Source organism: Streptomyces sp. NPDC052682, assembly GCF_040678435.1.
Lineage (GTDB): Bacteria > Actinomycetota > Actinomycetes > Streptomycetales > Streptomycetaceae > Streptomyces.
In genome coordinates this window covers 42,592-68,606 of record NZ_JBFATS010000019.1, presented here as the reverse complement: position 1 = coordinate 68,606, position 26,015 = coordinate 42,592, and the positions used below count along the sequence as shown (strand labels likewise).

Below are 26,015 nucleotides of genomic sequence, written 5' to 3'. Positions count from 1 at the left end.
CGCCGTCCGGCGGACCGTGATGGTCGCGGCGGCCTCGGTGGTGGTCGCGGTGGGCGCCGCGAGCGGCGTGCTGTCGGCCTGGGACGACCGGGGTGGCGCTGAGGAGGCCAGGACCGAGGTGACCGCGTCGCCCCGCCTGGAGCCGCTGCCCCGGATTCCGTCGCCGTCACCGTCCCCGCCGGCCACCACGTCCGCATCGCCTGCGCCCACTCCGCCCGCGCCCACTTCGCGGAGGAAAGCGGCGAGTGCGACGCCTTCTTCGACGAGGACGGTGCACAAGACGCAGCGGCGGACGGCGGCGGCCCGGCTCTACCGGCACCCGGACTCCCACGTCCTGACCTGGCTCCGGGCCAACCCCGGCGACCCGCGCCGGGCGGTCATCCAGTCCCGGATCGCCGACCAGCCGGCCGCGGTCTGGTTCGCCGACTTCACCCCCGCGACCATCACGGACCGGGTGCGCGCGGTCACCTCAGGCGCGGCCGCGCGGGGCCGGGTGCCCGTCCTCGTGCCGTACGCCGTTCCCGGCCGCGACTGCGGCGGCCACTCCCGGGGCGGGGCGCCCGGACTGGACGCGTACGACGCGTGGATCGACCGGTTCGCGGCCGGGCTGGGCTCCGGCGAGGTCATCGTCGTCCTGGAGCCGGACTCGGTCGCCCAGTCCGGGTGCCTGTCCGCGGGGCAGCGCGCCGACCGCTTCGCCTCGCTGGCCCGGGCGGGGCGCGTGCTGAAGGACGCCGACCCCAGGGCCCGGGTCTACTACGACGCGGGCCACTCGGGCTGGAACCCGCCCGGGAAGCAGGCGGCGTGGCTGCGGCAGGCCGGGGCCGCCTCGCCCGACTCCTCCGACGGGATCTTCAGCAACGTCTCCAACTTCCGCACCACCGAGGAGGAGATCGCCTACGACCGCCAGGTCCTCGACGCCCTCGGCGGCCCGCCGGCCCTGGGCGCGGTCATCGACACCAGCCGCAACGGCAACGGCGCCCCGCCCGACGGCACCTGGTGCGACCCGGCGGGCCGCACCCTGGGCCGCACCCCGACCCTGGCCACCGGCGAGGCCCGCATCGACGCCTACCTGTGGGTCAAGCTGCCGGGGGAGTCGGACGGCTGCAAGGGCACGCCGGGCACCTTCAGCCCGTCGTACGCCTACGACTTGGCGCGCTGAGCGGCCTGGTCGTACGAGCTGGTGCCCTCGTCGAGCAGCGGCTGCTGCGTCTTGAGGTGGGCGGGCGCGAAGGCGCGCAGCGCGTGGTAGCCGGTGATGACGACCAGGGTGCCCAGCGCGATGCCGCTGAGCTCGAAGGTGCCGGTGAACTTCATGGTGACGTTGCCGACGCCGATGATGATGCCCGCGGCGGCCGGGACGAGGTTGAGCGGATTGCGCAGGTCCACCCCGGCGTTGAGCCAGATCTGGGCGCCGAGCAGGCCGATCATGCCGTACAGGATGACGGTGATGCCGCCGAGCACCCCGCCCGGGATCGCGGCGACGACCGCGCCGAACTTCGGGCACAGGCCGAACAGCAGGGCGAAACCGGCGGCGGCCCAGTAGGCGGCCGTGGAGTAGACGCGGGTCGCGGCCATCACGCCGATGTTCTCGGAGTACGTGGTGGTGGGCGGGCCGCCGACCGCCGTGGACAGCATCGAGCCGACGCCGTCCGCCGAGATCGCGGTGCCCAGCCTGTCGTCCACCGGTTCGCCGGTCATCTCGCCGACCGCCTTGACGTGCCCGGCGTTCTCCGCGACCAGGGCGATGACGACCGGCAGCGCGACCAGGACGGCCGACCACTGGAAGGACGGCGCGTGCAGATGGGGCAGGCCGATCCAGTCGGCCTCGGCCACGCCGGACAGGTCGAGCCGCCAGTGGTCGGTGACCTTGCCGCTCGCGTCCGCCGAGTGAATCTTCCCGAACACCCGGTCGAAGACCCAGGAGATGCCGTACCCGAAGACCAGCCCCAGGAAGATCGCGATCCGGGACCAGAAACCGCGCAGGCACACCACGGCCAGCCCGGTGCACAGCATCACCAGCAGGGCCGTCCACTGGTCCTGCGGCCAGTACGTCGAGGCCGTCACCGGCGCCAGGTTGAAGCCGATCAGCATCACCACCGCGCCGGTCACGATCGGCGGCATCACGGCGTGGATGATCCGCGCCCCGAAGCGCTGCACCGCGAGCCCGATCAGGAACAGCGCGACAGCGACGGCGAAGACGGCGCCGGTGACGGTGGCGCTGGTGCCGCCCTGGGCGCGGATCACCGCGGCGACCCCCACGAACGAGAGCGAACAGCCCAGGTAGCTGGGCACCCGGCCGCGGGTCGCCAGGAGGAAGACGACGGTCGCGACACCGGACATCATGATGGCCAGGTTCGGGTCGAGACCCATCAGAACGGGCGCCACGAAGGACGCGCCGAACATGGCCACCACGTGCTGTGCGCCGAGCCCCGCGGTGCGGGGCCAGGAGAGCCGTTCGTCGGGGCGGACCACCGCGCCGGGCGCCGGGGTGCGTCCGTCGCCGTGCAGTGTCCAGCGGACGCCGAGATCCATGGGGTGTCGATTCCTTCGTGCGGGCGGCTGTGTCCGGACCATTGTCAGGGGTCGCACAACGCGCTGCGCACACCTGCCCGCCGGGGCGCGGGTCAGGGCCGGGGGTCGGGAACCGCCGTGTCCCGGCCGCCGGTCCTCGCCCGTTCGCGGTCGCCGGGGCGCAACACCCCCGCGAACGCCGCGAGTCCGCCCGCCAGCACCGTGACCAGGCAGAACGACACCATCAGGCTGGTGGCCTGGGCCAGCATGCCGATCGCGCTCGGCGCGACCAGGCCGGAGGTGTACGTGATGGTCGCGACGCCCGCGATGGCCAGCGACGGGTTGGAGCCGCTGCGGCCGGCCGCGGCGAAGCACAGCGGCACGACGACCGCGATGCCGAGGCCCATCAGCGCGAACCCGGCCATCGCCGCCGCCGGATGCGAGGCGAGGACGATCAGCAGCCCGCCGAGCACGGCGAGGACACCGCTCGCGCGGACCGTGCGCACCGCCCCGAACCGGTCCACCACCCTGTCCCCGGCGATCCGGGCCAGGGCCATGGTGAGCGTGAAGCCCGTCGTGCAGGCGGCGGCCAGACCGGCCGAGGTCTCCAGCCGGTCGCGCAGGTAGACCGCGGACCAGTCCAGGCTCGCCCCCTCCGCGAACACCGCGCAGAACCCGATCGCGCCGATGAGCAGCGCCGAGCGCGGCGGCAGCGCGAAGCGCGGCGGGGGCTCCTCGTCCTGAGCGGGCTGCAGGTCCAGCACCCAGCGGCAGGCCAGGACGCCGAGGGCGGTGAGGACGGCGGCGGCCAGCGCGTGATGCAGCCGGGCGTCGGACCCCAGGTGCGCGGCGAGCGTGCCCGCCGCGGAGCCGGCCAGCGCGCCCGCGCTCCACATGCCGTGCAGCCCGGACATGATCGACCGGCCGAGACGGTCCTCCACGTCCACGCCCAGCGCGTTCATCGCCACGTCCGCCATGCCGGCCGTGGCGCCGTAGGTGAACAGGGCCAGGCACAGCGTGAGCAGGTTCGGCGCGAGGGAGGGCAGGACCAGCGACAGCGTCCACAGGGCGATCAGGCCGCGCAGGGCGTTGCGGGCGCCGAAGCGGTGACTGATGCTCCCGGCCAGCGGCATGGCGACGGACGCGCCGAGCGCGGGGAAGGCCAGCGCGAGCCCGAGCTGCCCGGCGCTCACCCCCGCGTGGTCCTGGATCCAGGGCACCCGGGTCGCGAAGGAGCCGGTGACGGCGCCGTGCACGGCGAAGACGGCCGCCACGGCGTACCGGGCGCGCCGCACCTGACGCTGGTCGTAGACCACTGCACTCATTCTCGGGCCCCTCCCGGTGGTGTGTTCCCCGCCGCGCGCGAAGGTCTCCCGCTCCGCGCCCGCCGTAAACTATCAGGGTCCCTGCCTGATAGATAGACGCCCTACGGCACCTGCCGATCTGGAAGGATCCCGGCATGCCCGCATCCCCGAGCACCGCCCGGGCCATCAACGACCGGCTCGCCCTGCGTCTGCTGCAGCAGGAGGGTCCGTTGACGGCAGGGCAGTTGAAGCAGCTGACCGGCCTGTCCCGGCCGACCGTCGCCGACCTCGTCGAACGCCTCACCGCCGCCGGGCTGATCGAGGTCGTCGGGGAGGCGGGCGAGCAACGGCGCGGCCCCAACGCCCGGCTGTACGGCATCGTCACCGGCCGCGCCCATCTGGCCGCGCTGGACGTGCGGACCGAGGGCGTCTCCGTACTGGTCTCCGACCTCGTCGGCCGGGTGCTCGCCGAGGCCTCGGTCCCCATCGACGGAGCCACCGCGACGGGTCCCGCCGTGGAGCAGGCGGTGGCCCTGGTCGAGCGGGCGGTGAAGGAGGCGGGCGCCGACCGGCTGCACACCGTCGGCATCGGAGCGCCGGGCCTGATCGACCCGGCCACCGGTGAACTGCGCGGCACCACCGGGCTGCCGCAGTGGCACCGCCGCCTGGTGGCCGCCCTCCAGGAACGGCTCCCCGAGACCCGCGTCAGCGTCGAGAACGAGACGAACCTCGCCGCCGTGGCGGAACAGCGCGAAGGCGCCGCCCGGGACCGGGACACCTTCGTCCTGCTCTGGCTCGGCCACGGCACGGGCGCGGCCGTGGTCCTCGACGGGGCCCTGCGCCGGGGGGCGTCCGGCGGCACGGGGGAGATCGGCTTCCTGCCGGTGCCGGGGACGGGAACGCTGCCCTCGGGCACGGACTGCGCAGGGGGGTTCCACTCCCTGGCCGGGGCGGGCGCGGTCGAGGAGCTGGCGCGGGAGTACGGGATTCCCGGGGCGGCGTCGGAGGAGGCTCCGGCCGTGAGGGCGGTGCGGGCGGCCCTGGCGGTGGTCGGGGGACCGGGCGAGGGTCCGGAGGGCGAGGGGGTCGAGCGGTCCGGGCGGGTGCCCGGCGAGGGGGACCGCGCGCACGGCTTCCTCGACGCCCTCGCCGATCGCGTCGCCGTGGGCGTCGCCTCGATCGTCGCGGTGCTGGACCCCGGCTGTGTCGTGCTCGGAGGGGAGATCGGGCAGGCCGGCGGTGCCGTGCTCGCGGACCGGGTGCAGGCGCGCGTCGCCCGGATGTCCCCCCTGCCCACCGAGGTACGGCCGAGCCTGCTGGGCGGCGGCGCGGTCCTGCGCGGCGCGCTGCTGACGGCCAGGGACCAGGCGCAGGACGAGTTGTTCGGGCTGCCCGGACCTTGACCCGTCTGCGGGGGAAGGCCCGACGGCGGGCAAGGGCCGTCGTCACCGCCGCCGGGCCGGTCTGCGCGGTCGCGCCGACCCTAAAGAGGACTAGACCATTGCGTCAACAGGTCCGTACCAACCACGGAATCCGCCTTGTGAACCCAGGGGCACGCTCTGTGAGGCACCCCACATCCTTCACCCGTCTGGACGCCCATCAGGCGTGGCACACTGGCCGTGTACCAGTAGCAGCGCACTCCGGGGTCGGTGAAAGTCCGAACCGGCGGTTACAGTCCGCGACCCGGTCGCCTCCAGCGGCCGGTTGACCAGGTGAAATTCCTGGACCGACGGTTAAAGTCCGGATGGGAGGCAGTGCGCGGCGGGCGAGCACACGTGCGCGCCGCCGTACGGTCCGCCGTCGAGGCGAACCGCGTCCGGCGTCGCCCCGATGTCGTCGCCCGTACTTCTGTCGTCATCGACAGCCCCGGAGTCCGTGCCCGAAGAGGCAGGAGGACCCGGGAAGTGTTCACCGGAATCGTCGAAGAGCTGGGCGAGGTCACCGCCGTCGAGACCCTCGACGACGCCTGTCGCTTCCGGCTGCGCGGCCCCGTCGTCACCCAGGGCGCGAAGCACGGCGACTCCATCGCCGTCAACGGCGTCTGCCTCACCGTCGTCGACCACGAGGGCGACGAGTTCACCGCCGACGTCATGGCCGAGACGCTGAACCGCTCCAGCCTGGGCGCCCTCACCGTCGGCTCGCGCGTCAACCTCGAACGCCCCATGGCCGTGGGCGAACGCCTCGGCGGGCACATCGTGCAGGGCCACGTCGACGGCACCGGCGAGATCCTGGAGCGCAAGCCGTCCGACAACTGGGAGATCGTCAAGATCTCGCTGCCGGCCGACCTGTCCCGGTACGTCGTCGAGAAGGGCTCGATCACCGTCGACGGCATCAGCCTCACCGTCGTCGACGCCGGCCCCGACTACTTCACCGTCAGCCTCATCCCCACCACGCTCGCCCTGACGACCCTCGGCGTGAAGCAGCCCGGCGACCCGGTCAACCTCGAGGTGGACGTCATCGCCAAGTACGTCGAGCGGCTGATGGCCGGTCAGGGGGCGAACCAGTGAACTGGCTCAACTCCGAGGCCTTCACCCTGTTCGGCCAGCACATCCTGTGGTCGGACATGATCGGCAACCTCTTCGGCCTGGCCGCCCTCGCCCTCGGCTGGCGGCGGTCCCTGTGGACCTGGCCGGTGCAGTTCCTCGCCGGTCTCATCCTCTTCGCGGCCTTCTTCGGGCACCTGACCGGCAGCGCCGGCAAGCAGGCGGTCGTCATGGCCGTCGCCCTGTACGGCTGGTGGCAGTGGAACCGCGGCAGGGGCCAAGCCCAGGACGGCCACATCGCCGTACGGTTCGCCACCTGGCGCGAGCGCGCGGCCCTGGCCGCCGCGGCCGCGGCGGGCACGGTCGCCGTCGCCCTGCTCTTCAAGGCCTACCCGACGCTGTCCTGGGACCCCTGGCCCGACGCGTACATCTTCGTCGGCACCATCGTCGCCATGTACGCCCAGGCGCGCGGCATGGTCGAGTTCTGGTTCGCCTGGCTGCTCGTCGACCTGGTCGGCGTGCCCCTCACCTTCGCCAACGGCTACGCCTTCTCCGGCTTCGTCTACGTCATCTACGGCGCGCTCGTCCTGTGGGGCCTGCGCGACTGGTGGCTGCGCTCCCGCGAGGCCGCGCGGCCCGTCCTGGAAGGAGCGCCCGCATGACCGCGGCACCTGTCCTGTACAGCACCGACACCTTCGAGGACCTCACCCTCGACCCGGTCGAGCAGGCCATCGCCGACATCGCGGCCGGCCGCCCGGTCGTGGTCGTCGACGACGAGGACCGGGAGAACGAGGGCGACCTGGTCATCGCCGCCGAGAAGGCGACCCCCGAGATCGTCGCCTTCATGATGAGCGAGTGCCGCGGCCTGATCTGCGCCCCCATGGAGGGCGAGGAACTCGAGCGGCTCCAGCTCCCGCAGATGGTCCAGGACAACACCGAGTCGATGAAGACCGCCTTCACCGTCTCCGTGGACGCCTCCGCCGCGCACGGCGTGACCACCGGCATCTCGGCCTCCGACCGCGCCACCACGCTCCAGCTCCTCGCGAGCGGCACCGCCGAGCCGGCCGACTTCGTCCGCCCCGGGCACATCTTCCCGCTGCGCGCCAAGCCCGGCGGGGTTCTGACCCGCAACGGCCACACCGAGGCCGCCGTGGACCTCGCCCGGCTCGCGGGCCTGCGCCCGGCCGGCGCGATCGTGGAGATCGCCGGTGAGGACGGCGAGATGCTGCGCCTGCCCGAGCTGATCCCGTTCGCCCGCAAGCACGGCCTGACGATCATCTCCATCGAGGACCTGATCGCCTACCGCCGCGGCGCGGAGCCCACCGTCCGCCGCGAGGCCGAGGTCCGTCTGCCCACCGCCCACGGCACCTTCACCGCGTACGGCTACCGCTCCACCGTCGACGGCGTTGAGCACGTCGCCCTGGTGCACGGCGAGCTCGGCGACGGCGCGGACGTCCTGGTCCGCGTCCACTCCGAGTGCCTCACCGGCGACGTCTTCGGCTCCGCCCGCTGCGACTGCGGACCCCAGCTCGACGCCTCCCTCGCCCGCATCCAGGCCGAGGGCCGGGGAGTCGTGGTCTACCTGCGCGGACACGAGGGCCGCGGCATCGGCCTGATGTCCAAGCTGCGCGCCTACGAGCTCCAGGAGCGCGGCCGCGACACCCTCGACGCCAACCTGGAACTCGGCCTGCCCGCCGACGCCCGCGACTACGGCGCCGGCGCGCAGATGCTGCGGGACCTCGGCGTGCGCAGCGTGCGGCTGATGACCAACAACCCCGACAAGACCGACGCGCTCACCCGCCACGGCATCGAGGTCACCGCACGGGTGCCGATGCCCGTCACGGCGGGCGAGCACAACCTCCGCTACCTGCGCACCAAGCGGGACCGGATGGGCCACGACCTGCCCTGGCTGGACACGCCGACCGTGCCCGCCTGCGGCAACCAGTAAGCAAGCCGCCTGCGGCGACCAGCAAGAAAGCACGAGGAGAAACGTGAGCGGCAAGGGTGCACCGGAACTGACCGTCCGCAACGTCGGAGACCTGCGGGTCGCCGTCATCGCGGCGCAGTGGCACGAGAAGGTGATGGACGGTCTGGTCAACGGCGCCCTGCGCGCCCTGCACGACCTCGGGATCGACGAGCCGACCCTGCTCCGGGTCCCCGGCAGCTGGGAGCTCCCGGTCGTCGCCAAGGTCCTCGCGGGCCGCGGCTACGACGCGGTCGTCGCCCTGGGTGTCGTCATCCGGGGCGGAACCCCCCACTTCGACTATGTGTGCCAGGGCGTCACCCAGGGTCTGACCCAGGTCTCCGTCGACACCGGCGTCCCCGTCGGATTCGGCGTGCTGACCTGCGACACCGAGGAGCAGGCCCTGGACCGCGCGGGCCTGCCCGGCTCGAACGAGGACAAGGGGCACGAGGCGGTGACGGCGGCGGTGGCGACCGCGGCGACCCTGCGCTCAGTATCCGAACCCTGGCGCTAGGGGGTCCCCTCCACCGCGTAGGGTAGGCGTCACCATGTCCAAGAAGACGTTCGAGGAGCTCTTCACCGAGCTCCAGCACAAGGCCGCCCACGGCGATCCCGCCACCTCCCGCACCGCCGAACTGGTGGGCAAGGGCGTCCACGCCATCGGCAAGAAGGTCGTCGAAGAGGCCGCCGAGGTCTGGATGGCCGCCGAGTACGAGGGCAAGGAGGCGGCCGCCGAGGAGATCTCGCAGCTGCTGTACCACGTCCAGGTGATGATGGTCGCCCGCGGGATCACCCTCGACGACGTCTACGCCCACCTGTAAGACCCCGTTCCACGAAGCCCGTCACACAAAGGAAGCCGACCTCATGCTGCGCATCGCCGTCCCCAACAAGGGTTCACTGTCCGGCCCTGCGGCGGAGATGCTGCATGAGGCCGGCTACCAGCAGCGCCGCGAGTCGAAGGAACTGCGGATCGTCGACCCCGAGAACGACGTCGAGTTCTTCTACCTCCGCCCCCGCGACATCGCGCTGTACGTCGCCTCCGGGCAGCTCGACATCGGCATCACCGGCCGCGACCTGCTGATCGACTCCGGCGCCGACGCCGAGGAGATCCTGCCGCTCGGCTTCGCCCGCTCCACCTTCCGCTTCGCCACCCGGCCGGGCACCGTCGGCGACGACCTGGCGGACCTCAAGGGCAAGACGATCGCCACCTCCTACGAGGGCATCGTCGCCAAGCACCTCGCCGACCACGGCATCGACGCCTCCGTCGTCCACCTCGACGGTGCCGTCGAGACCGCCATCCAGCTCGGCGTCGCCCAGGTCATCGCCGACGTCGTGGAGACCGGCACCAGCCTGCGCAACGCGGGCCTGGAGGTCGTCGGCGAGCCGATCATGAAGTCCGAGGCCGTCGTCATCCGCCAGACCGGCGCGGACGGCGAGGAGCCCAAGGTGCAGCAGTTCCTGCGCCGCCTCCAGGGCGTCCTGGTCGCCCGGACGTACGTGATGATGGACTACGACTGCCGCGTCGAGCAGCTGGAGAAGGCCGTCGCCCTCACCCCGGGCCTGGAGTCCCCCACCGTCTCCCCGCTGCACAACGAGGGCTGGGTCGCCGTCCGCGCGATGGTCCCCGCCAAGGAGGCGCAGCGGATCATGGACGACCTGTACGACATCGGCGCCCGGGCCATCCTGACCACGGCCATCCACGCCTGCCGCCTCTGACAGCCGAGAGGCGCACCGCGATGTCCGATCTGTCCGGCCTGCCCCGGCTACCCGTCACGTTCCGGCCGGGCCGCACCCGTGCCGTGCTGCTCACCGCCGCCCTCGCGATCTTCGTGGTGATCACCGTGGTCGCGATGCTGCTGGAGCAGCTCGGCCCGGGCGAACGCCTCAGCTTCGTCCTCACGGCCGCCCTGCTGGCCGGTGTGCTGGTGCTGCTGGCCCGGCCGAAGGTGGTCGCCGACGAGTCCGGCGTCACCGTCGTCAACCTCACCCACAAGCGCCGCCTGGAGTGGGCCGAGATCCTGCGGGTGAACCTCCGTCCGGGCGACCCCTGGGTCTTCCTCGACCTCAGCGACGGCACCAGCCTGCCCGCGCTCGGCATCCAGCCGGGCATCGCCAAGCAGCGCGCCATCGCCGACGCCCGTACGCTGCGGGCCCTGGTCGAGGCCCGGTCCACGGGCGACCCCGAGACACCTCAGGGCTGACTGAGGGACGGATCGGGGCCCTCCACCCTGCCGCAGCGGGCCCTGTCTTGATTAATCTGGTGGCGGAGACGCGACCGTCGCGTCTCCGCCCTTGTTGCCCCGCCCGGTGCACAGGGGTCCCTGCTACCCGAGGAGTGACCTACTCCGGCGATGGACGGATCGTCCTGTAGTACCTGCGCCGCCCCCTGCCGACATAGCGCGGACCGCACCCCTGAGGTCCGCGCCCGTGTGGAGGCGGCGGCATCATGACCATCCCCCTGCTGCTCCTGGCGGCCGCTTTCCTGCTGATTCTCGCCAACGGATTCTTCGTGGCGGCCGAGTTCGGCCTGGTAACGGTCGAGCGGCCGGACGCCGAGCAGGCCGCCGCCGAGGGCGACCGACGTGCCCGCCGGGTCGTCGAGTCGCTCAAGGAGCTGTCCTTCCAGCTGTCCGGCACCCAGCTCGGCATCACCATCACCTCCCTCGTCGTCGGCATGCTCGCCGAACCGGCGCTGGCCCGGCTGCTGCACGGCCCGTTCACCTCCCTCGGCGTCCCCCGGGGAGCCGTCTCCGGTGTCACGGTGATCGTCGGCATGCTGCTGGCCTCCGCCGTGCAGATGGTGATCGGCGAGCTCGTGCCGAAGAACTGGGCGGTGTCCAGGCCGATGCAGGTCGCGCGCTTCGTCGCCGGCCCGCAGCACGCCTTCGCGCGTCTGTTCCGCCCGGTGATCGCGGCCCTGAACACGGTCGCCAACCGGCTGGTCCGCGCCCTCGGCATCGAACCCACCGAGGAGCTGGCCTCCGCCCGCACCCCCGACGAACTGGTCTCCCTGGCGCGGCACTCCGCCCAGGCCGGCGCCCTGGAGCAGGACACGGCCGACCTCTTCGTGAGGACCCTGTCCCTGGGCGAGCTCACCGCGCAGCACGTCATGACACCGCGCGTGAAGGTCAGCGCCCTGCAGTCCTCCGCCACCGCCGAGGACGTGGTCAACCTGACCCGGGCCACCGGCCTGTCCCGCTTCCCGGTCTACCGGGAGAAGATCGACGAGGTCGTCGGCATGGTCCACCTCAAGGACGCCCTGGCCGTGCCCGTGCACGACCGGCTGCGCACTCCGGTGGGCCGGATCGCGCGCCCCGCCCTGCTGGTCCCCGAGACCCTCCCCGTACGACCGCTCCTGGCCCGCCTGCGCAGCGAGCAGCCGATCGCGGTCGTCGTCGACGAGTACGGCGGCACCGCCGGTGTCGTCACCCTGGAGGACATCGTCGAGGAGATCGTCGGCGAGGTCCGCGACGAGCACGACGGGCACGACCTGCCCGAGCTGGCCGCCGCCCCGCCGGAGGAGGGCAGGCCCGCCTGGGACGCCGACGGCAGCTGCCGTGTCGACACCCTCCAGCGCATCGGCCTGGAGGTCCCCGAGGGGCCGTACGAGACCGTCGCCGGCCTGGTCGCCGACCTGCTGGGCCGTATCCCGGCCGTGGGCGACAAGGCCGAGCTGCCCGGTTGGCGGCTGTCGGTGCGCCAGGTCGACCACTACCGCGCCGAACGGGTGCGGCTGGTGCGGACCGCCCCGGTCACGCAGGCCGTGGAGGCCGCCCGATGAGCCTGCTGCAACTTCTCTTCGCCGCGCTGCTCGTGCTCGCCAACGGCTTCTTCGTCGGCGCCGAGTTCGCGCTGGTCTCCGTGCGCCGCAGCCAGATCGAACCGCTCGGCACCGCCCGCGCCCGGCAGGTCCTGTACGGCCTGGAGCGGCTGCCGCAGATGATGGCCGCGGCCCAGTTCGGCATCACCGTCTGCTCGCTGACCCTCGGCGCCGTCGCCGAGCCCACGGTCGCCCATCTGCTGGAACCGGTCTTCGAGTGGATCCACCTGCCGCACGCGATGATTCACCCGCTGGGGTACGTCATCGCCCTGGCCACCGTCGTCTTCTTCCACCTCGTCATCGGCGAGATGGTCCCGAAGAACCTGGCGATGGCGGCCCCGGAGAAGGCAGCGCTGTGGCTGAGCCCCGGCCTGGTCTACTTCGCCCGCCTGTGCAAGCCGATCACCGTCTCCCTCGGCGCCTGCGCGCAGGGCATCCTGCGGCTGTTCCGGGTCGAGCCCAAGGACGAGGTCGAGTCCGTCTTCACCAGCGAGCAGCTCAACCGGCTGGTGGAGGACTCCGGCCAGGCCGGCCTGCTCGACCCCGAGGAGGCCGAGCGTCTGGAGGACGCCCTTGAGCTGGGGTCCCGCCCGGTGACGGACGTGCTGCTCAAACGGGAGTCACTCGTGACGGTGCCTCCGTCGGTCACCCCGGGGCAGATCGTCGAGCTCACCGCCCGCACGGGCTACTCCCGTTTCCCGGTGACCGCCGGGAAGGGCGCCTTCATGGGCTACCTGCACGTGAAGGACGTCCTCGACCTGGAGGACTCCGACCGGGCGGTACCGCAACAGCTGTGGCGGCCCATGACGACCCTGAGGTCCGAGCTGCCGCTGGACGACGCCCTGACGGTGATGCGCCGCGCCGCCACCCACCTGGCCCAGGTGGCCGACGGCTCGGGCAGGGTCCTCGGGCTGGTCGCGCTGGAGGACGTCCTGGAACTGCTGGTGGGCGAGGTACGGGACCCCGCGCACCGGGAGGTGCCCGAGGTCAGGGTGACGGAGCCGCGGGCGAGCGGAGCGGCGCCGGAGGAGGTCATGGCCACGTAGCGCAGGGCGGGTGCGCACCCTGGGTGCGCACCCGCCTCGCTTCCGCGGCGGCCTCAGTCGTCTACAGCCCCGTCGCGTCCTGCGGCCCGCGCCCCGACAGCACCTCCCCGTACGCCTGCATCAGATCCGGCAGCCGCAGCGTCGCCAGGTCCTCCCTGCTCAGCGTCCCCGGATACGTCGACAACCGCAGATCCCGGTACGCGCAGCTCTTCTCGTACAGGGTCCGCAGGAACCGCCCGTTGCCCAGTTCGTCGATCCACCCCTGGTCGACCACGTGCCCGGCGATGGACCGCAGCTCGTCGAGGGCCTCCTCGTCCCACACGTCCCCGTTCTCCGCCGCGAGCACCTTGCCGATCTCGGTCAGTTCGAGCGGCCGGTACGACGGGAAGTCGACGCGGGTCGTGAAGCGCGAGGACAGCCCGGGGTTGGCGGCCAGCAGCCGGTCCATGCCCTCCGGGTATCCGGCGAGGATCACCACCAGGTGGTCCCGGTTGTCCTCCGCCCGTTTCAGCAACACCTGCAGCGCCTCGTCGCCGTACGCGTCCCCCTTGCCGTAGCCGGAGTTGGACAGCGAGTACGCCTCGTCGACGAAGAGCACACCCCCGAGCGCGGAGTCGATCAGCTCGTTGGCCTTCACCGCGGTCTGCCCGAGGTACTCGCCGACCAGGTCGGCCCGCTGCGCCTCCACCAGGTGGTCGCCGCCGAGCAGGCCGAGGGCGTAGAAGACGCGGCCCAGGATGCGGGCCACGGTGGTCTTGCCGGTGCCGGACGGGCCGGAGAAGACGAAGTGGCGTTTCGGCGGCTGGACCGGCAGCCCCTGCCCGGCACGCAGCCGGGCCATGTTCAGCTGCGCCGACAACGCTTTGACCTGGCGCTTCACCGGCTCCAGACCCACCATGCGCTCCAGCTCGGCGAGCGCCTCCTCCAGTAACGCCGGGTCGGTGGGCCCGGCGGGCAGGGTCGGCGCGGGGGAGGCCTTCGCCCGGAACGCGGGGCCGGTCATCGACGGCAGGGGAGCGGACGGCGGCTCCGGGGCGGACAGTTTCAGGTCGCGCCCCTCCGTGCCGTAGAGCGGGTCGAGCCCGTCGGGGCCGTCCACCGCGTCCTGCCCGGTGCCGGTGCCGGTGAGCGTGATCGCCGCGAGGTCGGCGGAGTCGTCGTACCCGTCGCCCTCGGCGATCGCGGCGAGCCGGGCGGCGGTGTCCATGAAGGCGGGGTCGACGCGGTGCACGGCCCGGTACAGCGGGAGCGCGGCGGCGCTGCGGCCCGTCCCCTCGTGGGCCCGGGCCAGCCAGTACCGCAGTTCCTTGCGCTGCGGCTGCTCACTGCGGCAGCGCATCAGGGCCGCGGACAGCAACGGCTCGGCCTGCCCGTACATCTCCAGCCGGACCCGGGCCATGCCGCCGAACAGGCCCGCCTCGATGCCGAGCATCGGGTCGTCGAGCAGCGGGTCGGTGTGGCGGACGAGCTGTTCCCAGTCCTTGACCAGGTAGGCGCGGCAGGCGTGCAGGAACCGGACCTGCGGGTCGGTGTCCACGGGCGGCAGCCCGGCCAGGGCCCGGTCCAGCTCGGGGACGTGCCGGCCGTCCAGCCAGTGGGAGGCGTGCGCGAGCAGCAGGTCGCGGGGGCTCTCCAGGACGGGCTGCACCCACCAGCCGAGCCAGTACCAGGAGTTGAGGGGGCGGCGGTAGCGGGCGCGCTGTTCGCCGAAGCGCTCCCGGTGCCGGAACATCCGCAGCAGCGCGGTGGGGGTGTCGACGCGCAGCGCGTGCAGCCCGAGCCAGGCGTCGGCCATCCCGGGGTCCATGCGCACGGCGGCCCGGAACTCCTCCTCCGCCTGCGGATAGGCGCCCATCGTGTAGGCGTCCACGCCTCGCAGCCAGGCGAGGTCGGCCGGGGCCTGAGGGCCCTGCGTGCCGATGTCCATCACGTCCCCCACAAACCGTGCCCCCGTCGGTAGGCCGCCGGGCCGTCGCCCGCCGGCTGCCCTGGTCGAACCGCTGTACCGCGGACCGGAGTTGCAAGGTGCGCGGCAGCCGTCCGTAGGTCGCACCGAGGGCATCGTACCCGCGGCGGGCGCGGCCCCGTAGGGTGCCGCACGCGCTGTTCGGCGAGGTGGGAGCGGCGGGGGCGCGCGGTGGCCGGTGACCGACGGTGAGGGCGCGGCGGCTCGCGACGCGCCGGGAACCGGCCGGGGGCAGAACGAAGCCCCCGGTCACGGGGGAACAACCGGGGGCTTCGCGTCAGTCGGCGGCTGTCGAATGGCCGCACATTGAGAACGTAAGTCCTGTACGGCCCCCCGGTCAAGCCGAGTTGAAGCACTCCTGGTAGTTGAATGGCAAGGCTCTTCACAGCTTCAGCACACTGCCGCTGGATCGTCACTGTGGGTGACATCGAGGGTCGATCCAGGGAGCCCCGGCCGGCCCGGCGGTTGTCTCGTATCCCTTTGCCCGCTGCCGGACCAGAAGCCCGGCGAACGGCCGCGAGGGGTCGTCGGCGAAGTGCCGGTCCTCCGCCTGGACCCATCCGTCCCAGAACTCCCGCTGCTCCTCGCCGTCCCGCGTGCGCCCCCGTGCCCATGCCACCTCACGGGGCACCTCCATCCACAGCAGCAGGGCCAGGTGCGGCCGCAGCGCGCGGCGCCCCGCGCCGACTCCCTCGACGAGGATCACCGGGGCGGGCGGCAGCGGGCGCGGCGGCCCGAACCGGCGGGCCCGCCAGTCGTAGGGGGCGTAGTGCGCGGCCTCGCCCCGGGCGAGCGGTTCGATCACCTGGCTCAGCAGCCGGCCGGTCCAGCCGAACAGTTCGTCGTGGCTGGCGATGTCGTCGAGGTGCAGCACGGGCGCGCCGCCCAGCGCCGTGGCCAACTGCCCGGCGAACGTGGACTTTCCGGACCCCGCGTGCCCGTCGATGCCGATCAGACGGACCGGGCCGCAGGACGGGGCGATGCGGCAGATCCGGGAGGCGAGGTCGTGAATGGCGGGTCCTGGGGCGGGCGGAGAAGCGGAGGCGTGTAGCCAGCACTGTAACGGCGGCGCGCGGAGGTGTGCCGCCGGCGGGGGTGCACGCGGGCGTGCAACGCGTGTGTCGCCTACGGCAGGCGTGCGCGCATGGGATGTCCACGGCGGTGTACGCGCGCGTGCTGCCCCACGGTGGTGCACGCGTGCCGCCCCACGGCGGCGTGCCCGCACGGGCCGTCCACGGCGGGTGTACGTATGCGGGCCGTAAGCGGCGGGTGTACGTGCGCGTGCCGCCCACGGCGGCGTGCTCGTGTGGGCCGCCCACCCCCGCGCGCACGCGCGCGTTCCTACGGCGCTCGGCCTGGCTCGGCGAGCGGCCGCCCACCCCCGCGCGCACGCGCGCGTACCGACACGACAGTGCACACGCGTGCCACGCGCGCCGGTGTCCGCGTATGCCGCCCCCGGTGACGCACGCGCGGGCCCGCGCGGCGTCCGAGGCGGTGTCACTGGTCGAGCCCAGAGCACTCTGCCGGCGCGCACGCGCGTGTCGCCCGCGGCGGCGTGCGCGCACGGGCCGTCCACGGCGGGGGGGGGGGGGGTACGTCTGCGGGCCGTAAACGGCGGGTGTACGTGCGCGTGCCGCCCACGGCGGTGTGCTCGTGTGGGGCGCCCACACCAGTGCGCACGCGCGCGTACCGACACGGCAGTGCACACGCGTGCCACCCGCGCCGGCGCCCGAGGCGGTGTCACTGGTCGAGCCCAATATTGGTGCCCGCGGCACGCGCCGAAGTGCTGGCCAGCCCCGGCCGGCTGTGCTCCCATGTGCGGCACACCCTGCAACCGACCACGCCCGGACCTGCCCCGACTTTCGACCATCTGGGGGTTCTCCCGCCCATGAGCAGAGCCGAACAGCCGTCCCGCAGAACCGTCCTGGCCGCCGCGCTCACCGCCGCCGTCGCGGGGAGCGCGGCCCCGGCCGCCGCCGACAGCGGAAGGGACGCCATGGCCCCCACCCGGGTACCGGCCCGCCCCGTCGACAACCGCGCGTGGGTCTCGTACAGCGACTGGCGCGGCGGCACGGCGCAGGGCACCTGTGCCGTGGCCGGCATCCGCCCCGGGGTCGTGATCGACACCCCCGTGGGCCGTACCGAGTACCAGGACCCGCACACCGGCACCACCGCGACCTGGGAGTACGCGACCTGGACCGCTCCGGCGCACCGGCTCGCCGTCCCCGCCACCGAGCTGATCGCCTCCTGGAACGCCCGTACCCCCGGCGGCACCTGGCTCCAGGTCGAGCTCCAGGGCACCTACTCCGACGGCGCGTCCACCCCCTGGTACGTGATGGGCCGCTGGGCGGCCGGCGACGAGGACATCCGGCGTACCTCGGTCGACGACCAGGGTGACGGCAGGAGCACGGTCTGGACGGACACCCTGGCGATCGACGACCCGGGCTCGGGCCTGCGCATCACCGCGTACCGGCTGCGCCTGACCCTCTACCGCAGGCCGGGCACGAAGCTCACCCCCACGGTCTGGCGGCTCGGCGCGATGGGCTCCGACATCCCCGACCGCTTCACCGTCCCGGCCACCACCCCCGGGCGGGCCAAGGAGCTGATCGTGCCGCGGTACTCGCAGGAGATCCACAAGGGCAGGTACCCCGAGTACGACAACGGCGGCGAGGCCTGGTGCAGCCCCACCTCCTCGCAGATGATCATCGAGTACTGGGGTGGCCGGCTCACCCCCGAGCAACTGGCCTGGGTGGACCCGGCCTACTCCGACCCGCAGGTGTGCCACGCGGCCCGTTACACGTATGACTACCAGTACGGCGGCTGCGGCAACTGGCCCTTCAACGCCGCCTACGCCGCCACCTTCAAGGACCTCCAGGGCGTGGTCACCCGGCTCGGCTCCCTCACCGACCTGGAGACGCTGATCGCGGCGGGCATCCCGGCCATCACCTCCCAGTCGTTCCGCAAGGAGGAGCTGACCGGGGCGGGGTACGGCACGGCCGGGCACCTGATGACGGTGATCGGCTTCACCGCCGCCGGCGACGTGATCGCCAACGACCCGGCCTCACCCACCGACGAGGCGGTACGGCGGGTCTACCTGCGCCGCGAGTTCGAGACCATCTGGCTGCGGACCAAGCGGTACAACGCCTCCGGCAAGGTCGTCTCCGGCACCGGCGGCGTCTGCTACCTCTACTTCCCGGCCCGCCCCACCGCGCGGCAGCGCATGGCGCTCGCCGCGGTGGGCGTGCGCTGAGCAGCCGGGCGGCACGGGCCGCGGGCGGCAGGGCCCCGGGCGGCCGGGGCCCGTGCCGTGTGACCAACGTCTCGGCCGCATCGGCCGCCGCGGGTGGCAAGGTGGACGGAACCGGGGGGAGTCCTGCGCACAGCCGAGACCAGTGAGAGCCCGAACTCATGACCGCGAACTCCGTCACCGCCGCCCGCGTCCGTACCGGCGGCCCCCGCGACGACGGCCCCGAGATCTTCGAGCACGCGATGGGATGGACCCTGGTCGTGGTCGTGGCGATGCTCGTCACCCAGCTCGGTCTGCTGTGACCGGCCCCACTGCATGACCTGACATACTGCGGGTGTCCCACCCCCCGCCGTCCATCAGGGTCGAAATTGAATATCAGTCAACAACCGGCCGCCCGCCCCAGAGCGCGCGGCACCGAACGCTCGGTGGCGCGTCGTGCCGAACTCATCGCGATCGGGCGCAGGTTGTTCGCCGACACGTCCTACGACGCGCTGTCCATGGACGACATCGCCCGCCAGGCGCAGGTCGCCAAAGGGCTGATCTACTACTACTTCCAGTCCAAGCGCGGCTACTACCTGGCCATCATCGAGGACGCGGTCACCGACCTGGTCACCCTCGCGGCGAGCGGCGCCGAACTGCCGCCGGTGCAGCGCGTGAACCGCACCATCGACAGCTATCTGCGCTACGCCGAGCACAACATGGCCGCCTACCGGACGATCGTCAGCGGCGGGGTCGGCTTCGACACCGAGGTCCACGCCATCCGGGACGGGGTGCGTGAGGCCATCGTCGTGACCATCGCCGAGGGGGCGTACGGCCGCAGGGACATCGGCCCCCTGGCGCGTATGGCCCTGCTGGCCTGGGTGTGCAGCGTCGAGGGCGCCACCCTGCAGTGGATCGACCGCCCCGGCCTGCCCCGCGACACCATGCGCGAGCTGCTGGTCAAGACCCTGGGCGGCACCCTGCGCGCCATCGAGGAGCTCGACCCCGCCTACCCGGCCCCGGAGCCCGCCGGCCGCGGCGCGTGACGACAGAGGGCGGAAGCTCCGTGCCCGGAGTCTCCGCCCCCGCGTCCGCCCGGCAGGCCGGGGCGGCGGCCGGTCGTGTCAGGTGATCGCCTTGATCAGCTCACCGCTCGCGGTGTCGCCGCTGAGCTCCCAGAAGAACGTGCCGCCCAGCCCCTGCTGGTTCTTGTACGCCATCTTGGTCGCGATGGTCTGCGGGGTGTCGTAACTCCACCAGTCGCTGCCGCACTTGGCGTACGCGGTGCCGCCCACCGTGCCGGTCGGCGGGCAGGTTGTCCTGAGCACCTTGTAGTCCTCGATGCCCTGCTCGTACGTCCCCGCCGCCGGGCCGGTCGCGCTGCCGCCGGGCGCCGAGCGGGTCACCCCGGTCCAGCCACGGCCGTAGAACCCGATGCCGAGCAGCAGCTTGGCGGCGGGGATGCCGAGGCCCTTCAGCTTCGCGATGGTCGCCGAGGTGTGCAGGTCCGCCTTCGGGATCCCGGAGTACGAGGTCAGCGGCGAGTGCGGGGCGGTCGGGCCGGTGGCGTCCCAGGCGCCGACATAGTCGTACGTCATCGGGTTGTACCAGTTGACGTACGGGGCGGCGCCCGCGTAGTCCGCGGCGTCGATCCTGCCGCCGGGGGTGGCGTCGGCGGTGATCGCCGCCGTGACGAGGTTGCTCGAGCCGAACGTCGCGCGCAGCGCCTGCATCAGGTTCCTGAAGGCCGCCCGGCCGCTGGTGTCGCAGGTGGCGCCGCAGGCGTTCGGGTACTCCCAGTCGATGTCGATGCCGTCGAAGACATCGGCCCACCGGGAGTTCTCGACCAGGTCGTAGCAGGAGCGGGCGAAGGCGGCCGGGTTCTTCGAGGCCTCGCCGAAGCCGCCCGACCAGGTCCAGCCGCCGAAGGACCACAGGATCTTGAGGTCCGGGTGCTTCTTCTTCAGCTTGCGGAGCTGGTTGAAGGTGCCGCGCAGCGGCTGGTCCCAGGTGTCGGCGACGCCGTCGACGGACTCGGCCGCGGTGTACGCCCGGTCGGTGGCCGCGTAGGCGTCACCCATCGCGCACCTGCCGCCGGTGACGTTGCCGAAGGCGTAGTTGATGTGGGTGAGCTTGGCGGCCGAGCCGGAGGTCTCGATGTTCTTGACGTAGTACTTGCGGTCGTAGGTGCCCCATTCGGTGAAGTAGCCGATGACCTTCGAGCCCGCGGCCTCCTGAGCCGAGGTCGCGGCGGTGGCGGTCGAGCTGCCCGCGCCGGCGAGCAGGCCGGCGCCGAGGGCGGCGCAACACGCGGCGGACACGAGCGCCCGGAGCCGGCGGGCGCGGGAACGGTGGGGGGTGGGCATCCGGTGTCTCCTCGTGGGGGAGAGGGGAACGCGCGCCGATTGGCATGAACGCGGTAAATCGGTGCTCCGAAACAGTAGGAGGACTAGACCAGTCGGTCAATGGTGCGGACCAATTTCACCGGTCCGGAGGGCGTGCCCGGATTTCTTGAAGTAAGCGGTCGTTAACTGGTGACGCGCTGCGTCCGATCGGGCATACTCACAGCGCGGAGCCGCTGGTCAGCAGCTTCCGAGACCCGGAACTGCGAGCATCGGCCCGGCACCAGAACGACCGGCGGAGCGGCCCCCTACCCAAGGCGCACGTCCGCCGATGTGCCCGACAAGGGAGGAGAGCGTCGCCATGCCCGACCGCGCCCCGCAGCCGGTGGAACGACAACTGCCCACGGACGAGGCCCGGGACCTGATCTCGCTCGTCCGCGACATCGCGCAGCGCGAGATCGCCCCGAAGGCGGCCGAGGAGGAGGACGCGGGCCGCTTCCCGCGCGAGGTCTTCGCCCTGCTCTCCCGCTCCGGACTGCTCGGCCTGCCGTACGACGCCGAGTACGGCGGCGGCGACCAGCCCTACGAGGTCTACCTCCAGGTCCTCGAGGAGCTCGCCGCGGCCCGGCTCACCGTCGGCCTCGGCGCCAGCGTGCACACCCTGGCCTCGTACGCGCTCGCCACCTACGGCACCAAGGACCAGCAGGTCGAGCACCTGCCCGCGATGCTCGGCGGCGGTCTGCTCGGCGCGTACTGCCTGTCCGAACCGCACTCGGGCTCGGACGCGGCCGCGCTGCGCACCAAGGCCGTGCGCGACGGCGACGGCTGGGTGATCACCGGCACCAAGGCCTGGATCACGCACGGCGGTGTCGCCGACTTCTACACCGTCATGGCACGCACCGGCGAGGAGGGCCCGCGCGGGATCACCGCGTTCCTGGTGCCCGGGGACGCGCCGGGCGTGAGCGCCGCGCCGCCCGAGAAGAAGATGGGCCTGAAGGGCTCGCCCACCGCGCAGGTCCACTTCGACGGTGTGCGGGTCGGTGACGAGCGCCGCATCGGCGAGGAGGGGCAGGGCTTCGCGATCGCCCTGGCCTCGCTCGACTCCGGGCGGCTCGGCATCGCGGCCTGCGCGATCGGACTGGCCCAGGCGGCCTTCGACGAGGCGCTGCGCTACGCCACCGAGCGCCGGCAGTTCGGGAGGCCGATCGCCGACTTCCAGGGGCTGCGGTTCATGCTGGCCGACATGGCGACGCAGATCGAGGCGGGCCGGGCGCTCTACCTCACGGCGGCACGGCTGCGCGACGCGGGCCGGCCGTTCGCCAAGGAGGCGGCCATGGCCAAGCTGCACTGCACCGACACGGCGATGCGGGTCACCACCGACGCCGTGCAGATCCTCGGCGGCTACGGCTACACCGCGGACTTCCCGGCCGAGCGCTACATGCGCGAGGCCAAGGTGCTCCAGATCGTCGAGGGCACCAACCAGATCCAGCGCATGGTCATCGCCCGCCACCTGGCGGGTCCCGAGACACGCTGAACCCGCCCTGGCGCCGGGCGTCATCCCGGGGCCGCCCGCACAGCGTTCCGGCCGGTCCTAGTCGTGGGGCAGACCGAACTGCCCGAGCCCGCGCCAGGGCGCCGCGAGCCGCACCCACTCCGGGTCGTGCCGCCCCGGCAGGGTGCGGCCGCGGTCGGCCCAGGTCTGCATCAGATCGCGGTAGATCGGCGGATCCTAAGGCCGCGGCGGCGCGGGAGGAACCGATTCTGCGGGTACCGGGACGAACAGCCGGCGCTGACGCCCGGCCGACGCGTAGGTGGTGGTCATACCAGGGCAACGCCCGGCACGGCGAACGGGTCACCGGCCGACGGAATCGCGCGTGCGTTCACGCGCGTCCCGTGCGTGGCTCGGCACCCGCCGGTCGCCGTGGGATCCCGGGGCGCACGACGGAGCCGGAAGGTCCGTGCTCAGGCGGCCTGGCGTCGCATGACGGAGACCCTGATGGGGCGCGAGCCCGGGCCGCCGACGTGCGAGAAGGGCTGGGTCCGCCAGTCGAGCCCCTGAGGAAGCGTCAGCAGCAGGGCGGTGTCCTGCTCCTGCGGCTGGAAGGACTCGTCCGCGGGCCGCGCCTCGGAGGCCTTGCGGCCGGTGCCGCGGCAGACCGTGAGCCCGAACGGGTTCCACGGCGAGGCGCACAGCGCGTGCTCCGGCAGGACCTCCTCGTCCGCGAGCAGGGCGATGGGCTGCGCGCAGTCCGGGCAGATCACCCGGTACATCTCGAAGGTGTCGTACGCGTCGAAGTCCTCGGCGTCGCCGTCCTCGAACGCGTCGGGTTCGACGCCCTCCGGCTCGGGTTCGACGACGGGCTGCTGCCGCTTGGGTGCGGTGCGACCAGGACGCTTGAGACTCTGCATGGGATTCTCCCCCTAAGGCTGGGCCGTGAAGGCGCTGCGGCCTCGACCACAGCAAGCACTTCCCGTCCCCTCTCGGCGGTAATCACGGGAACATCACGGAGACTGTTCGAGTGATGTGGCGTTCGTCACATGCCACTCGCAGGTGCCGTCTGCGTACCGTTCTGTCCCGCATGGCCGACCGTCCCTCCCCGGCGCCTGCCGTGGAGGTCACGAACCGGGTATGACCTGGGCTCTCAGGTATCCGAGGGGATCAAGCGCCCTGTAGGTTCTTGCGCCATGGAGGAGCTGGACCGACAGATCGTGCAGCTGCTCGTCAAGGACGGGCGGATGAGCTACACCGACCTGGGCAAGGCCACGGGCCTGTCCACGTCGGCCGTGCACCAGCGCGTGCGCCGGCTCGAGCAGCGTGGCGTCATCCGCGGCTATGCCGCGGTCGTCGACCCGGAGGCCGTCGGACTGCCGCTGACCGCGTTCATCTCGGTCAAGCCGTTCGACCCCAGCGCCCCCGACGACATCGCGGACCGGCTGGCCGGCGTCCCCGAGATCGAGGCCTGCCACAGCGTCGCGGGCGACGAGAACTACATCCTCAAGGTGCGCGTGGCGACACCGCACGAACTGGAGGAACTGCTGGCCCGGGTGCGGTCGCTGGCGGGCGTCTCGACCCGCACGACGGTGGTGCTGTCGACGCCGTACGAGGCACGGCCGCCGAAGATCTGAGAACCGCCGACCAGGTGTGCGCCCGGCCGCTTCGGCCGGGGCGACCGGGGCTTCGGCGCGCGCCGGTGTGCGCCCCCGGAGCGCGACGGCCGCCGAGCGGCGTGAGCCGGGCCGAGCGCGAACGGGGCCTGTCCTTGTCGTCGGCACACTGCCCCGAGCGGGGCCGCCCCGGCTGCGGTCCGGCCCGGTGCGCGCGGGAAACTGTCCGTCATGAGTGAACGCACCGCCCCGCCGAAAACCGTCCTGCTCCGCCGCGGAGAAGTCCACAGCCCCGCCGACCCGTTCGCGACCGCGATGGTGGTCGAGCGCGGACAGGTCGCGTGGGTCGGCTCCGAGGGCGCCGCCGACGCCTTCGCCGACGGGGTCGACGAGGTGATCGACCTCGACGGCGCGCTGGTCACCCCGGCGTTCACCGACGCGCATGTGCACACCACGGCCACCGGCCTCGCGCTCACCGGCCTGGACCTGTCCGGCGCCCCCTCCCTGGAGGCCGCCCTGGCGCTCGTACGGGACTTCGCCGCCGCCCGCCCGCACGACCGGGTCCTGCTCGGGCACGGCTGGGACGCCTCCCGCTGGCCCGGCCGGCGCCCCCCGACGCGTGCCGAGCTCGACGAGGCCACCGGCGGACGGCCCCTGTACCTCAGCCGCATCGACGTCCACTCGGCGGTCGTCACCACCGCACTGCTCGACCTGGTACCCGGTGACCCGGGCCGCCTCGACGGCCCGCTGACCGGCGACGCCCACCACGCCGTCCGGGCCGCCGCCCTGGCAGCCGTCACCCCGGCCCAGCGCGCCGAGGCCCAGCGGGCGGCCCTGGCGCGCGCCGCCTCGCTCGGCATCGGCACCGTCCACGAGTGCGCCGGCCCGGACATCTCCTCCGAGGACGACTTCACCGGCCTGCTCCGGCTCGCCGCCGAGGAGCCCGGCCCACGGGTGGTCGGCTACTGGGCCGAGCAGGACGTCGACAAGGCGCGGGAGCTGGGCGCGCTTGGCGCGGCCGGCGACCTGTTCGTCGACGGCGCGCTCGGTTCGCACACCGCCTGCCTGCACCAGCCCTACGCCGACGCCGGCCACACCGGCACCGCCTACCTGGACGCCGCCGCGGTGGCGGCCCACGTCGTGGCCTGCACCGAGGCGGGCCTCCAGGCGGGCTTCCACGCGATCGGCGACGCCGCCGTCACCGCCGTCGTCGAGGGTGTGCGCGCCGCCGCCGACAAGGTAGGCCTCGCCCGGATCCGCGCCTCCCGCCACCGCGTCGAGCACGCCGAGATGCTCACCCCCGCCACCATCGCGGCCTTCGCCGACCTCGGCCTGACCGCCTCCGTGCAGCCCGCCTTCGACGCGCTGTGGGGCGGCGAGGACGGCATGTACGCCCAGCGCCTGGGCGCCGAGCGGGCCCGCGCGCTGAACCCCTTCGCGGCTCTGCTGCGCGCCGGCGTACCGCTCGCCTTCGGCTCGGACAGCCCGGTCACACCGCTCGACCCGTGGGGCACGGTCCGGGCCGCCGCCTTCCACCGCACACCGGAACACCGCGTCTCCGTGCGCGCCGCGTTCACCGCGCACACGCGCGGCGGCTGGCGGGCGATCGGCCGCGACGACGCGGGCGTCCTGGTGCCCGGAGCCCCCGCCGACTACGCCGTGTGGCGCACCGGCGAACTCGTCGTCCAGGCGCCGGACGACCGGGTCGCCCGCTGGTCGACCGACCCGCGCTCGGGCACCCCCGGGCTGCCCGACCTGACCCCAGGCCGTGACCTGCCCGTCTGCCTGCGCACCGTGGTGGGCGGACGGACGGTTTTCGTACGGCCGGGCGAGTGATCTACGGGGGTGGCGCGGTGGCGGCAGGGTGCCGCACGCCGGTCGCGCCACCTGCGCATCCTCCGCGCTGACCTGGCCTTTGGTGCGGAAACCACAGGTCAAGCGGCTGTTGACAGGCGGCGGCCACGGCCGGGTAGGTTCGGCCGCGTCCACCACCGGACGCCCGACCGGGGGCCGTCCGCGCACTCGCCGCCGCGCCACTGGGTCAGGGAGCCAGGCTCAGGCCGGCGCAGCGCCGAGGGAAGGTTCCGGCCGGTCGGGGAGGTGTGACCCGGGTGGGGCCCGGGCGCTCAGTAGACAACGGCTTTGGGTCGATCCGCAGCCAGCGGGTCCCAGGTCGGCCCGAAGGGCGCCGGGCCCCCATCCGCCGGGCACGGACGCACCCTCTTACCCGTGTCTAGCGGAATCGA

22 protein-coding genes, 1 pseudogene and 1 riboswitch are annotated in these 26,015 nt (G+C 73.0%); of the genes and pseudogenes, 17 read left to right on the top strand and 6 right to left on the bottom strand.

Going from position 1 to position 26,015, the window contains the following annotated elements:
- The first annotated feature begins 19 nt into the window (after nt 1-19).
- Nucleotides 20-1,162: a glycoside hydrolase family 6 protein gene (locus AB0K80_RS27095; RefSeq protein ID WP_365674155.1), complete on the top strand. Its 1,143-nt coding sequence runs from the start codon at nt 20-22 to the stop codon at nt 1,160-1,162.
- Here AB0K80_RS27095 and AB0K80_RS27090 read toward each other — a convergent pair.
- Together AB0K80_RS27090 and AB0K80_RS27085 are read right to left on the bottom strand one after the other, a co-directional pair.
- Nucleotides 1,144-2,535 (bottom strand): solute carrier family 23 protein, encoded by a 1,392-nt coding sequence (locus tag AB0K80_RS27090; protein ID WP_365673988.1) that lies wholly within the window; start codon nt 2,533-2,535, stop codon nt 1,144-1,146. The genes AB0K80_RS27095 and AB0K80_RS27090 overlap by 19 nt on opposite strands.
- 92 nt (nt 2,536-2,627) lie before the next feature.
- Nucleotides 2,628-3,839: an MFS transporter gene (locus AB0K80_RS27085; protein ID WP_365673986.1), complete on the bottom strand. Its 1,212-nt coding sequence runs from the start codon at nt 3,837-3,839 to the stop codon at nt 2,628-2,630.
- Between the two features lie 134 nt (nt 3,840-3,973).
- Here AB0K80_RS27085 and AB0K80_RS27080 point away from each other — a divergent pair, with 134 nt between their 5' ends.
- The 10 genes from AB0K80_RS27080 to AB0K80_RS27035 all read left to right on the top strand — a co-directional run bounded on the left by AB0K80_RS27080 (nt 3,974) and on the right by AB0K80_RS27035 (nt 13,130).
- Entirely contained in the window at nt 3,974-5,221 is a 1,248-nt protein-coding gene (locus AB0K80_RS27080) for an ROK family transcriptional regulator (protein ID WP_365673984.1), read from the top strand.
- Between the two features lie 228 nt (nt 5,222-5,449).
- A riboswitch (FMN riboswitch) is annotated at nt 5,450-5,580 on the top strand.
- Nucleotides 5,581-5,722: 142 nt separating this feature from the next.
- Nucleotides 5,723-6,325 carry a riboflavin synthase gene (locus AB0K80_RS27075; protein ID WP_365673983.1) on the top strand — a complete coding sequence of 201 codons (603 nt, stop codon included), beginning with the start codon at nt 5,723-5,725 and terminating at the stop codon, nt 6,323-6,325.
- Nucleotides 6,322-6,963 (top strand): nicotinamide mononucleotide transporter family protein, encoded by a 642-nt coding sequence (locus AB0K80_RS27070; RefSeq protein ID WP_365673981.1) that lies wholly within the window; start codon nt 6,322-6,324, stop codon nt 6,961-6,963. Before AB0K80_RS27075 ends, AB0K80_RS27070 begins: the two co-directional genes overlap by 4 nt.
- Nucleotides 6,960-8,249, top strand: a complete 1,290-nt coding sequence (locus AB0K80_RS27065) for a bifunctional 3,4-dihydroxy-2-butanone-4-phosphate synthase/GTP cyclohydrolase II (RefSeq protein WP_365673979.1) — start codon at nt 6,960-6,962, stop codon at nt 8,247-8,249. Before AB0K80_RS27070 ends, AB0K80_RS27065 begins: the two co-directional genes overlap by 4 nt.
- 43 nt (nt 8,250-8,292) lie before the next feature.
- The gene (gene ribH / locus AB0K80_RS27060) at nt 8,293-8,778 is read left to right on the top strand and encodes a 6,7-dimethyl-8-ribityllumazine synthase (protein WP_365673977.1); all 486 of its coding nucleotides are present in this window, start codon (nt 8,293-8,295) and stop codon (nt 8,776-8,778) included.
- Between the two features lie 34 nt (nt 8,779-8,812).
- Entirely contained in the window at nt 8,813-9,085 is a 273-nt protein-coding gene (locus AB0K80_RS27055; RefSeq protein WP_190059787.1) for a phosphoribosyl-ATP diphosphatase, read from the top strand.
- 43 nt (nt 9,086-9,128) lie between these two features.
- Nucleotides 9,129-9,980, top strand: a complete 852-nt coding sequence (hisG, locus tag AB0K80_RS27050; protein WP_365673974.1) for an ATP phosphoribosyltransferase — start codon at nt 9,129-9,131, stop codon at nt 9,978-9,980.
- Between the two features lie 20 nt (nt 9,981-10,000).
- Nucleotides 10,001-10,465 carry a PH domain-containing protein gene (locus AB0K80_RS27045; protein WP_365673972.1) on the top strand — a complete coding sequence of 155 codons (465 nt, stop codon included), beginning with the start codon at nt 10,001-10,003 and terminating at the stop codon, nt 10,463-10,465.
- Between the two features lie 245 nt (nt 10,466-10,710).
- Nucleotides 10,711-12,045: a hemolysin family protein gene (locus AB0K80_RS27040; RefSeq protein ID WP_365673971.1), complete on the top strand. Its 1,335-nt coding sequence runs from the start codon at nt 10,711-10,713 to the stop codon at nt 12,043-12,045.
- The gene (locus tag AB0K80_RS27035; protein ID WP_365673969.1) at nt 12,042-13,130 is read left to right on the top strand and encodes a hemolysin family protein; all 1,089 of its coding nucleotides are present in this window, start codon (nt 12,042-12,044) and stop codon (nt 13,128-13,130) included. The genes AB0K80_RS27040 and AB0K80_RS27035 overlap by 4 nt, the downstream gene beginning before the upstream one ends.
- 61 nt (nt 13,131-13,191) lie before the next feature.
- Here the strand turns inward: AB0K80_RS27035 and AB0K80_RS27030 are convergent, their stop codons facing one another.
- Together AB0K80_RS27030 and AB0K80_RS27025 are read right to left on the bottom strand one after the other, a co-directional pair.
- Complete coding sequence (locus AB0K80_RS27030) at nt 13,192-15,057, bottom strand: AAA family ATPase (protein WP_365673966.1); 1,866 nt, start codon at nt 15,055-15,057, stop codon at nt 13,192-13,194.
- Between the two features lie 429 nt (nt 15,058-15,486).
- Nucleotides 15,487-16,108, bottom strand: a pseudogene (locus AB0K80_RS27025) (hypothetical protein).
- An 876-nt stretch (nt 16,109-16,984) separates the two neighbouring features.
- Here AB0K80_RS27025 and AB0K80_RS27020 point away from each other — a divergent pair.
- The 3 genes from AB0K80_RS27020 to AB0K80_RS27010 all read left to right on the top strand — a co-directional run bounded on the left by AB0K80_RS27020 (nt 16,985) and on the right by AB0K80_RS27010 (nt 19,368).
- On the top strand, nt 16,985-18,346 hold the full coding sequence (locus AB0K80_RS27020) for a peptidase C39 family protein (protein WP_365673964.1): 1,362 nt from the start codon (nt 16,985-16,987) through the stop codon (nt 18,344-18,346).
- A 158-nt stretch (nt 18,347-18,504) separates the two neighbouring features.
- On the top strand, nt 18,505-18,645 hold the full coding sequence (locus AB0K80_RS27015) for an SCO1431 family membrane protein (protein WP_365673962.1): 141 nt from the start codon (nt 18,505-18,507) through the stop codon (nt 18,643-18,645).
- A 66-nt stretch (nt 18,646-18,711) separates the two neighbouring features.
- Entirely contained in the window at nt 18,712-19,368 is a 657-nt protein-coding gene (locus AB0K80_RS27010; protein ID WP_365673960.1) for a TetR/AcrR family transcriptional regulator, read from the top strand.
- Between the two features lie 78 nt (nt 19,369-19,446).
- Here the strand turns inward: AB0K80_RS27010 and AB0K80_RS27005 are convergent, their stop codons facing one another.
- Nucleotides 19,447-20,688, bottom strand: coding sequence for a glycoside hydrolase family 18 protein (locus tag AB0K80_RS27005; protein WP_365673957.1), 1,242 nt, complete (start codon nt 20,686-20,688; stop codon nt 19,447-19,449).
- 337 nt (nt 20,689-21,025) lie between these two features.
- Here AB0K80_RS27005 and AB0K80_RS27000 point away from each other — a divergent pair, with 337 nt between their 5' ends.
- Complete coding sequence (locus AB0K80_RS27000) at nt 21,026-22,198, top strand: acyl-CoA dehydrogenase (RefSeq protein WP_365673956.1); 1,173 nt, start codon at nt 21,026-21,028, stop codon at nt 22,196-22,198.
- A gap of 428 nt (nt 22,199-22,626) precedes the next feature.
- On the opposite strand, the gene AB0K80_RS26995 is transcribed toward AB0K80_RS27000, so the two are convergent.
- On the bottom strand, nt 22,627-23,073 hold the full coding sequence (locus tag AB0K80_RS26995; protein ID WP_365673954.1) for a hypothetical protein: 447 nt from the start codon (nt 23,071-23,073) through the stop codon (nt 22,627-22,629).
- Nucleotides 23,074-23,349: 276 nt separating this feature from the next.
- On the opposite strand from AB0K80_RS26995, the gene AB0K80_RS26990 reads away from it, so the two are divergent.
- Both AB0K80_RS26990 and AB0K80_RS26985 read left to right on the top strand, forming a co-directional pair.
- Entirely contained in the window at nt 23,350-23,790 is a 441-nt protein-coding gene (locus AB0K80_RS26990; RefSeq protein WP_365673952.1) for an Lrp/AsnC family transcriptional regulator, read from the top strand.
- Between the two features lie 210 nt (nt 23,791-24,000).
- Complete coding sequence (locus tag AB0K80_RS26985) at nt 24,001-25,605, top strand: amidohydrolase (RefSeq protein WP_365673950.1); 1,605 nt, start codon at nt 24,001-24,003, stop codon at nt 25,603-25,605.
- Nucleotides 25,606-26,015 lie beyond the last annotated feature (410 nt).

Excerpts from the sequence above, each read along its gene's own strand:
- AB0K80_RS27095 (WP_365674155.1), top strand. The coding sequence starts at position 20 with ATGGTCGCGGCGGCCTCGGTGGTGGTCGCGGTGGGCGCCGCGAGCGGC.
- AB0K80_RS27090 (WP_365673988.1), bottom strand. The coding sequence starts at position 2,535 with ATGGATCTCGGCGTCCGCTGGACACTGCACGGCGACGGACGCACCCCG.
- AB0K80_RS27085 (WP_365673986.1), bottom strand. The coding sequence starts at position 3,839 with ATGAGTGCAGTGGTCTACGACCAGCGTCAGGTGCGGCGCGCCCGGTAC.
- AB0K80_RS27080 (WP_365673984.1), top strand. The coding sequence starts at position 3,974 with ATGCCCGCATCCCCGAGCACCGCCCGGGCCATCAACGACCGGCTCGCC.
- AB0K80_RS27065 (WP_365673979.1), top strand. The coding sequence starts at position 6,960 with ATGACCGCGGCACCTGTCCTGTACAGCACCGACACCTTCGAGGACCTC.
- AB0K80_RS27055 (WP_190059787.1), top strand. The coding sequence starts at position 8,813 with ATGTCCAAGAAGACGTTCGAGGAGCTCTTCACCGAGCTCCAGCACAAG.
- hisG (WP_365673974.1), top strand. The coding sequence starts at position 9,129 with ATGCTGCGCATCGCCGTCCCCAACAAGGGTTCACTGTCCGGCCCTGCG.
- AB0K80_RS27045 (WP_365673972.1), top strand. The coding sequence starts at position 10,001 with ATGTCCGATCTGTCCGGCCTGCCCCGGCTACCCGTCACGTTCCGGCCG.
- AB0K80_RS27040 (WP_365673971.1), top strand. The coding sequence starts at position 10,711 with ATGACCATCCCCCTGCTGCTCCTGGCGGCCGCTTTCCTGCTGATTCTC.
- AB0K80_RS27035 (WP_365673969.1), top strand. The coding sequence starts at position 12,042 with ATGAGCCTGCTGCAACTTCTCTTCGCCGCGCTGCTCGTGCTCGCCAAC.
- AB0K80_RS27030 (WP_365673966.1), bottom strand. The coding sequence starts at position 15,057 with ATGGACATCGGCACGCAGGGCCCTCAGGCCCCGGCCGACCTCGCCTGG.
- AB0K80_RS27020 (WP_365673964.1), top strand. The coding sequence starts at position 16,985 with ATGAGCAGAGCCGAACAGCCGTCCCGCAGAACCGTCCTGGCCGCCGCG.
- AB0K80_RS27015 (WP_365673962.1), top strand. The coding sequence starts at position 18,505 with ATGACCGCGAACTCCGTCACCGCCGCCCGCGTCCGTACCGGCGGCCCC.
- AB0K80_RS27005 (WP_365673957.1), bottom strand. The coding sequence starts at position 20,688 with ATGCCCACCCCCCACCGTTCCCGCGCCCGCCGGCTCCGGGCGCTCGTG.
- AB0K80_RS27000 (WP_365673956.1), top strand. The coding sequence starts at position 21,026 with ATGCCCGACCGCGCCCCGCAGCCGGTGGAACGACAACTGCCCACGGAC.
- AB0K80_RS26995 (WP_365673954.1), bottom strand. The coding sequence starts at position 23,073 with ATGCAGAGTCTCAAGCGTCCTGGTCGCACCGCACCCAAGCGGCAGCAG.
- AB0K80_RS26990 (WP_365673952.1), top strand. The coding sequence starts at position 23,350 with ATGGAGGAGCTGGACCGACAGATCGTGCAGCTGCTCGTCAAGGACGGG.
- AB0K80_RS26985 (WP_365673950.1), top strand. The coding sequence starts at position 24,001 with ATGAGTGAACGCACCGCCCCGCCGAAAACCGTCCTGCTCCGCCGCGGA.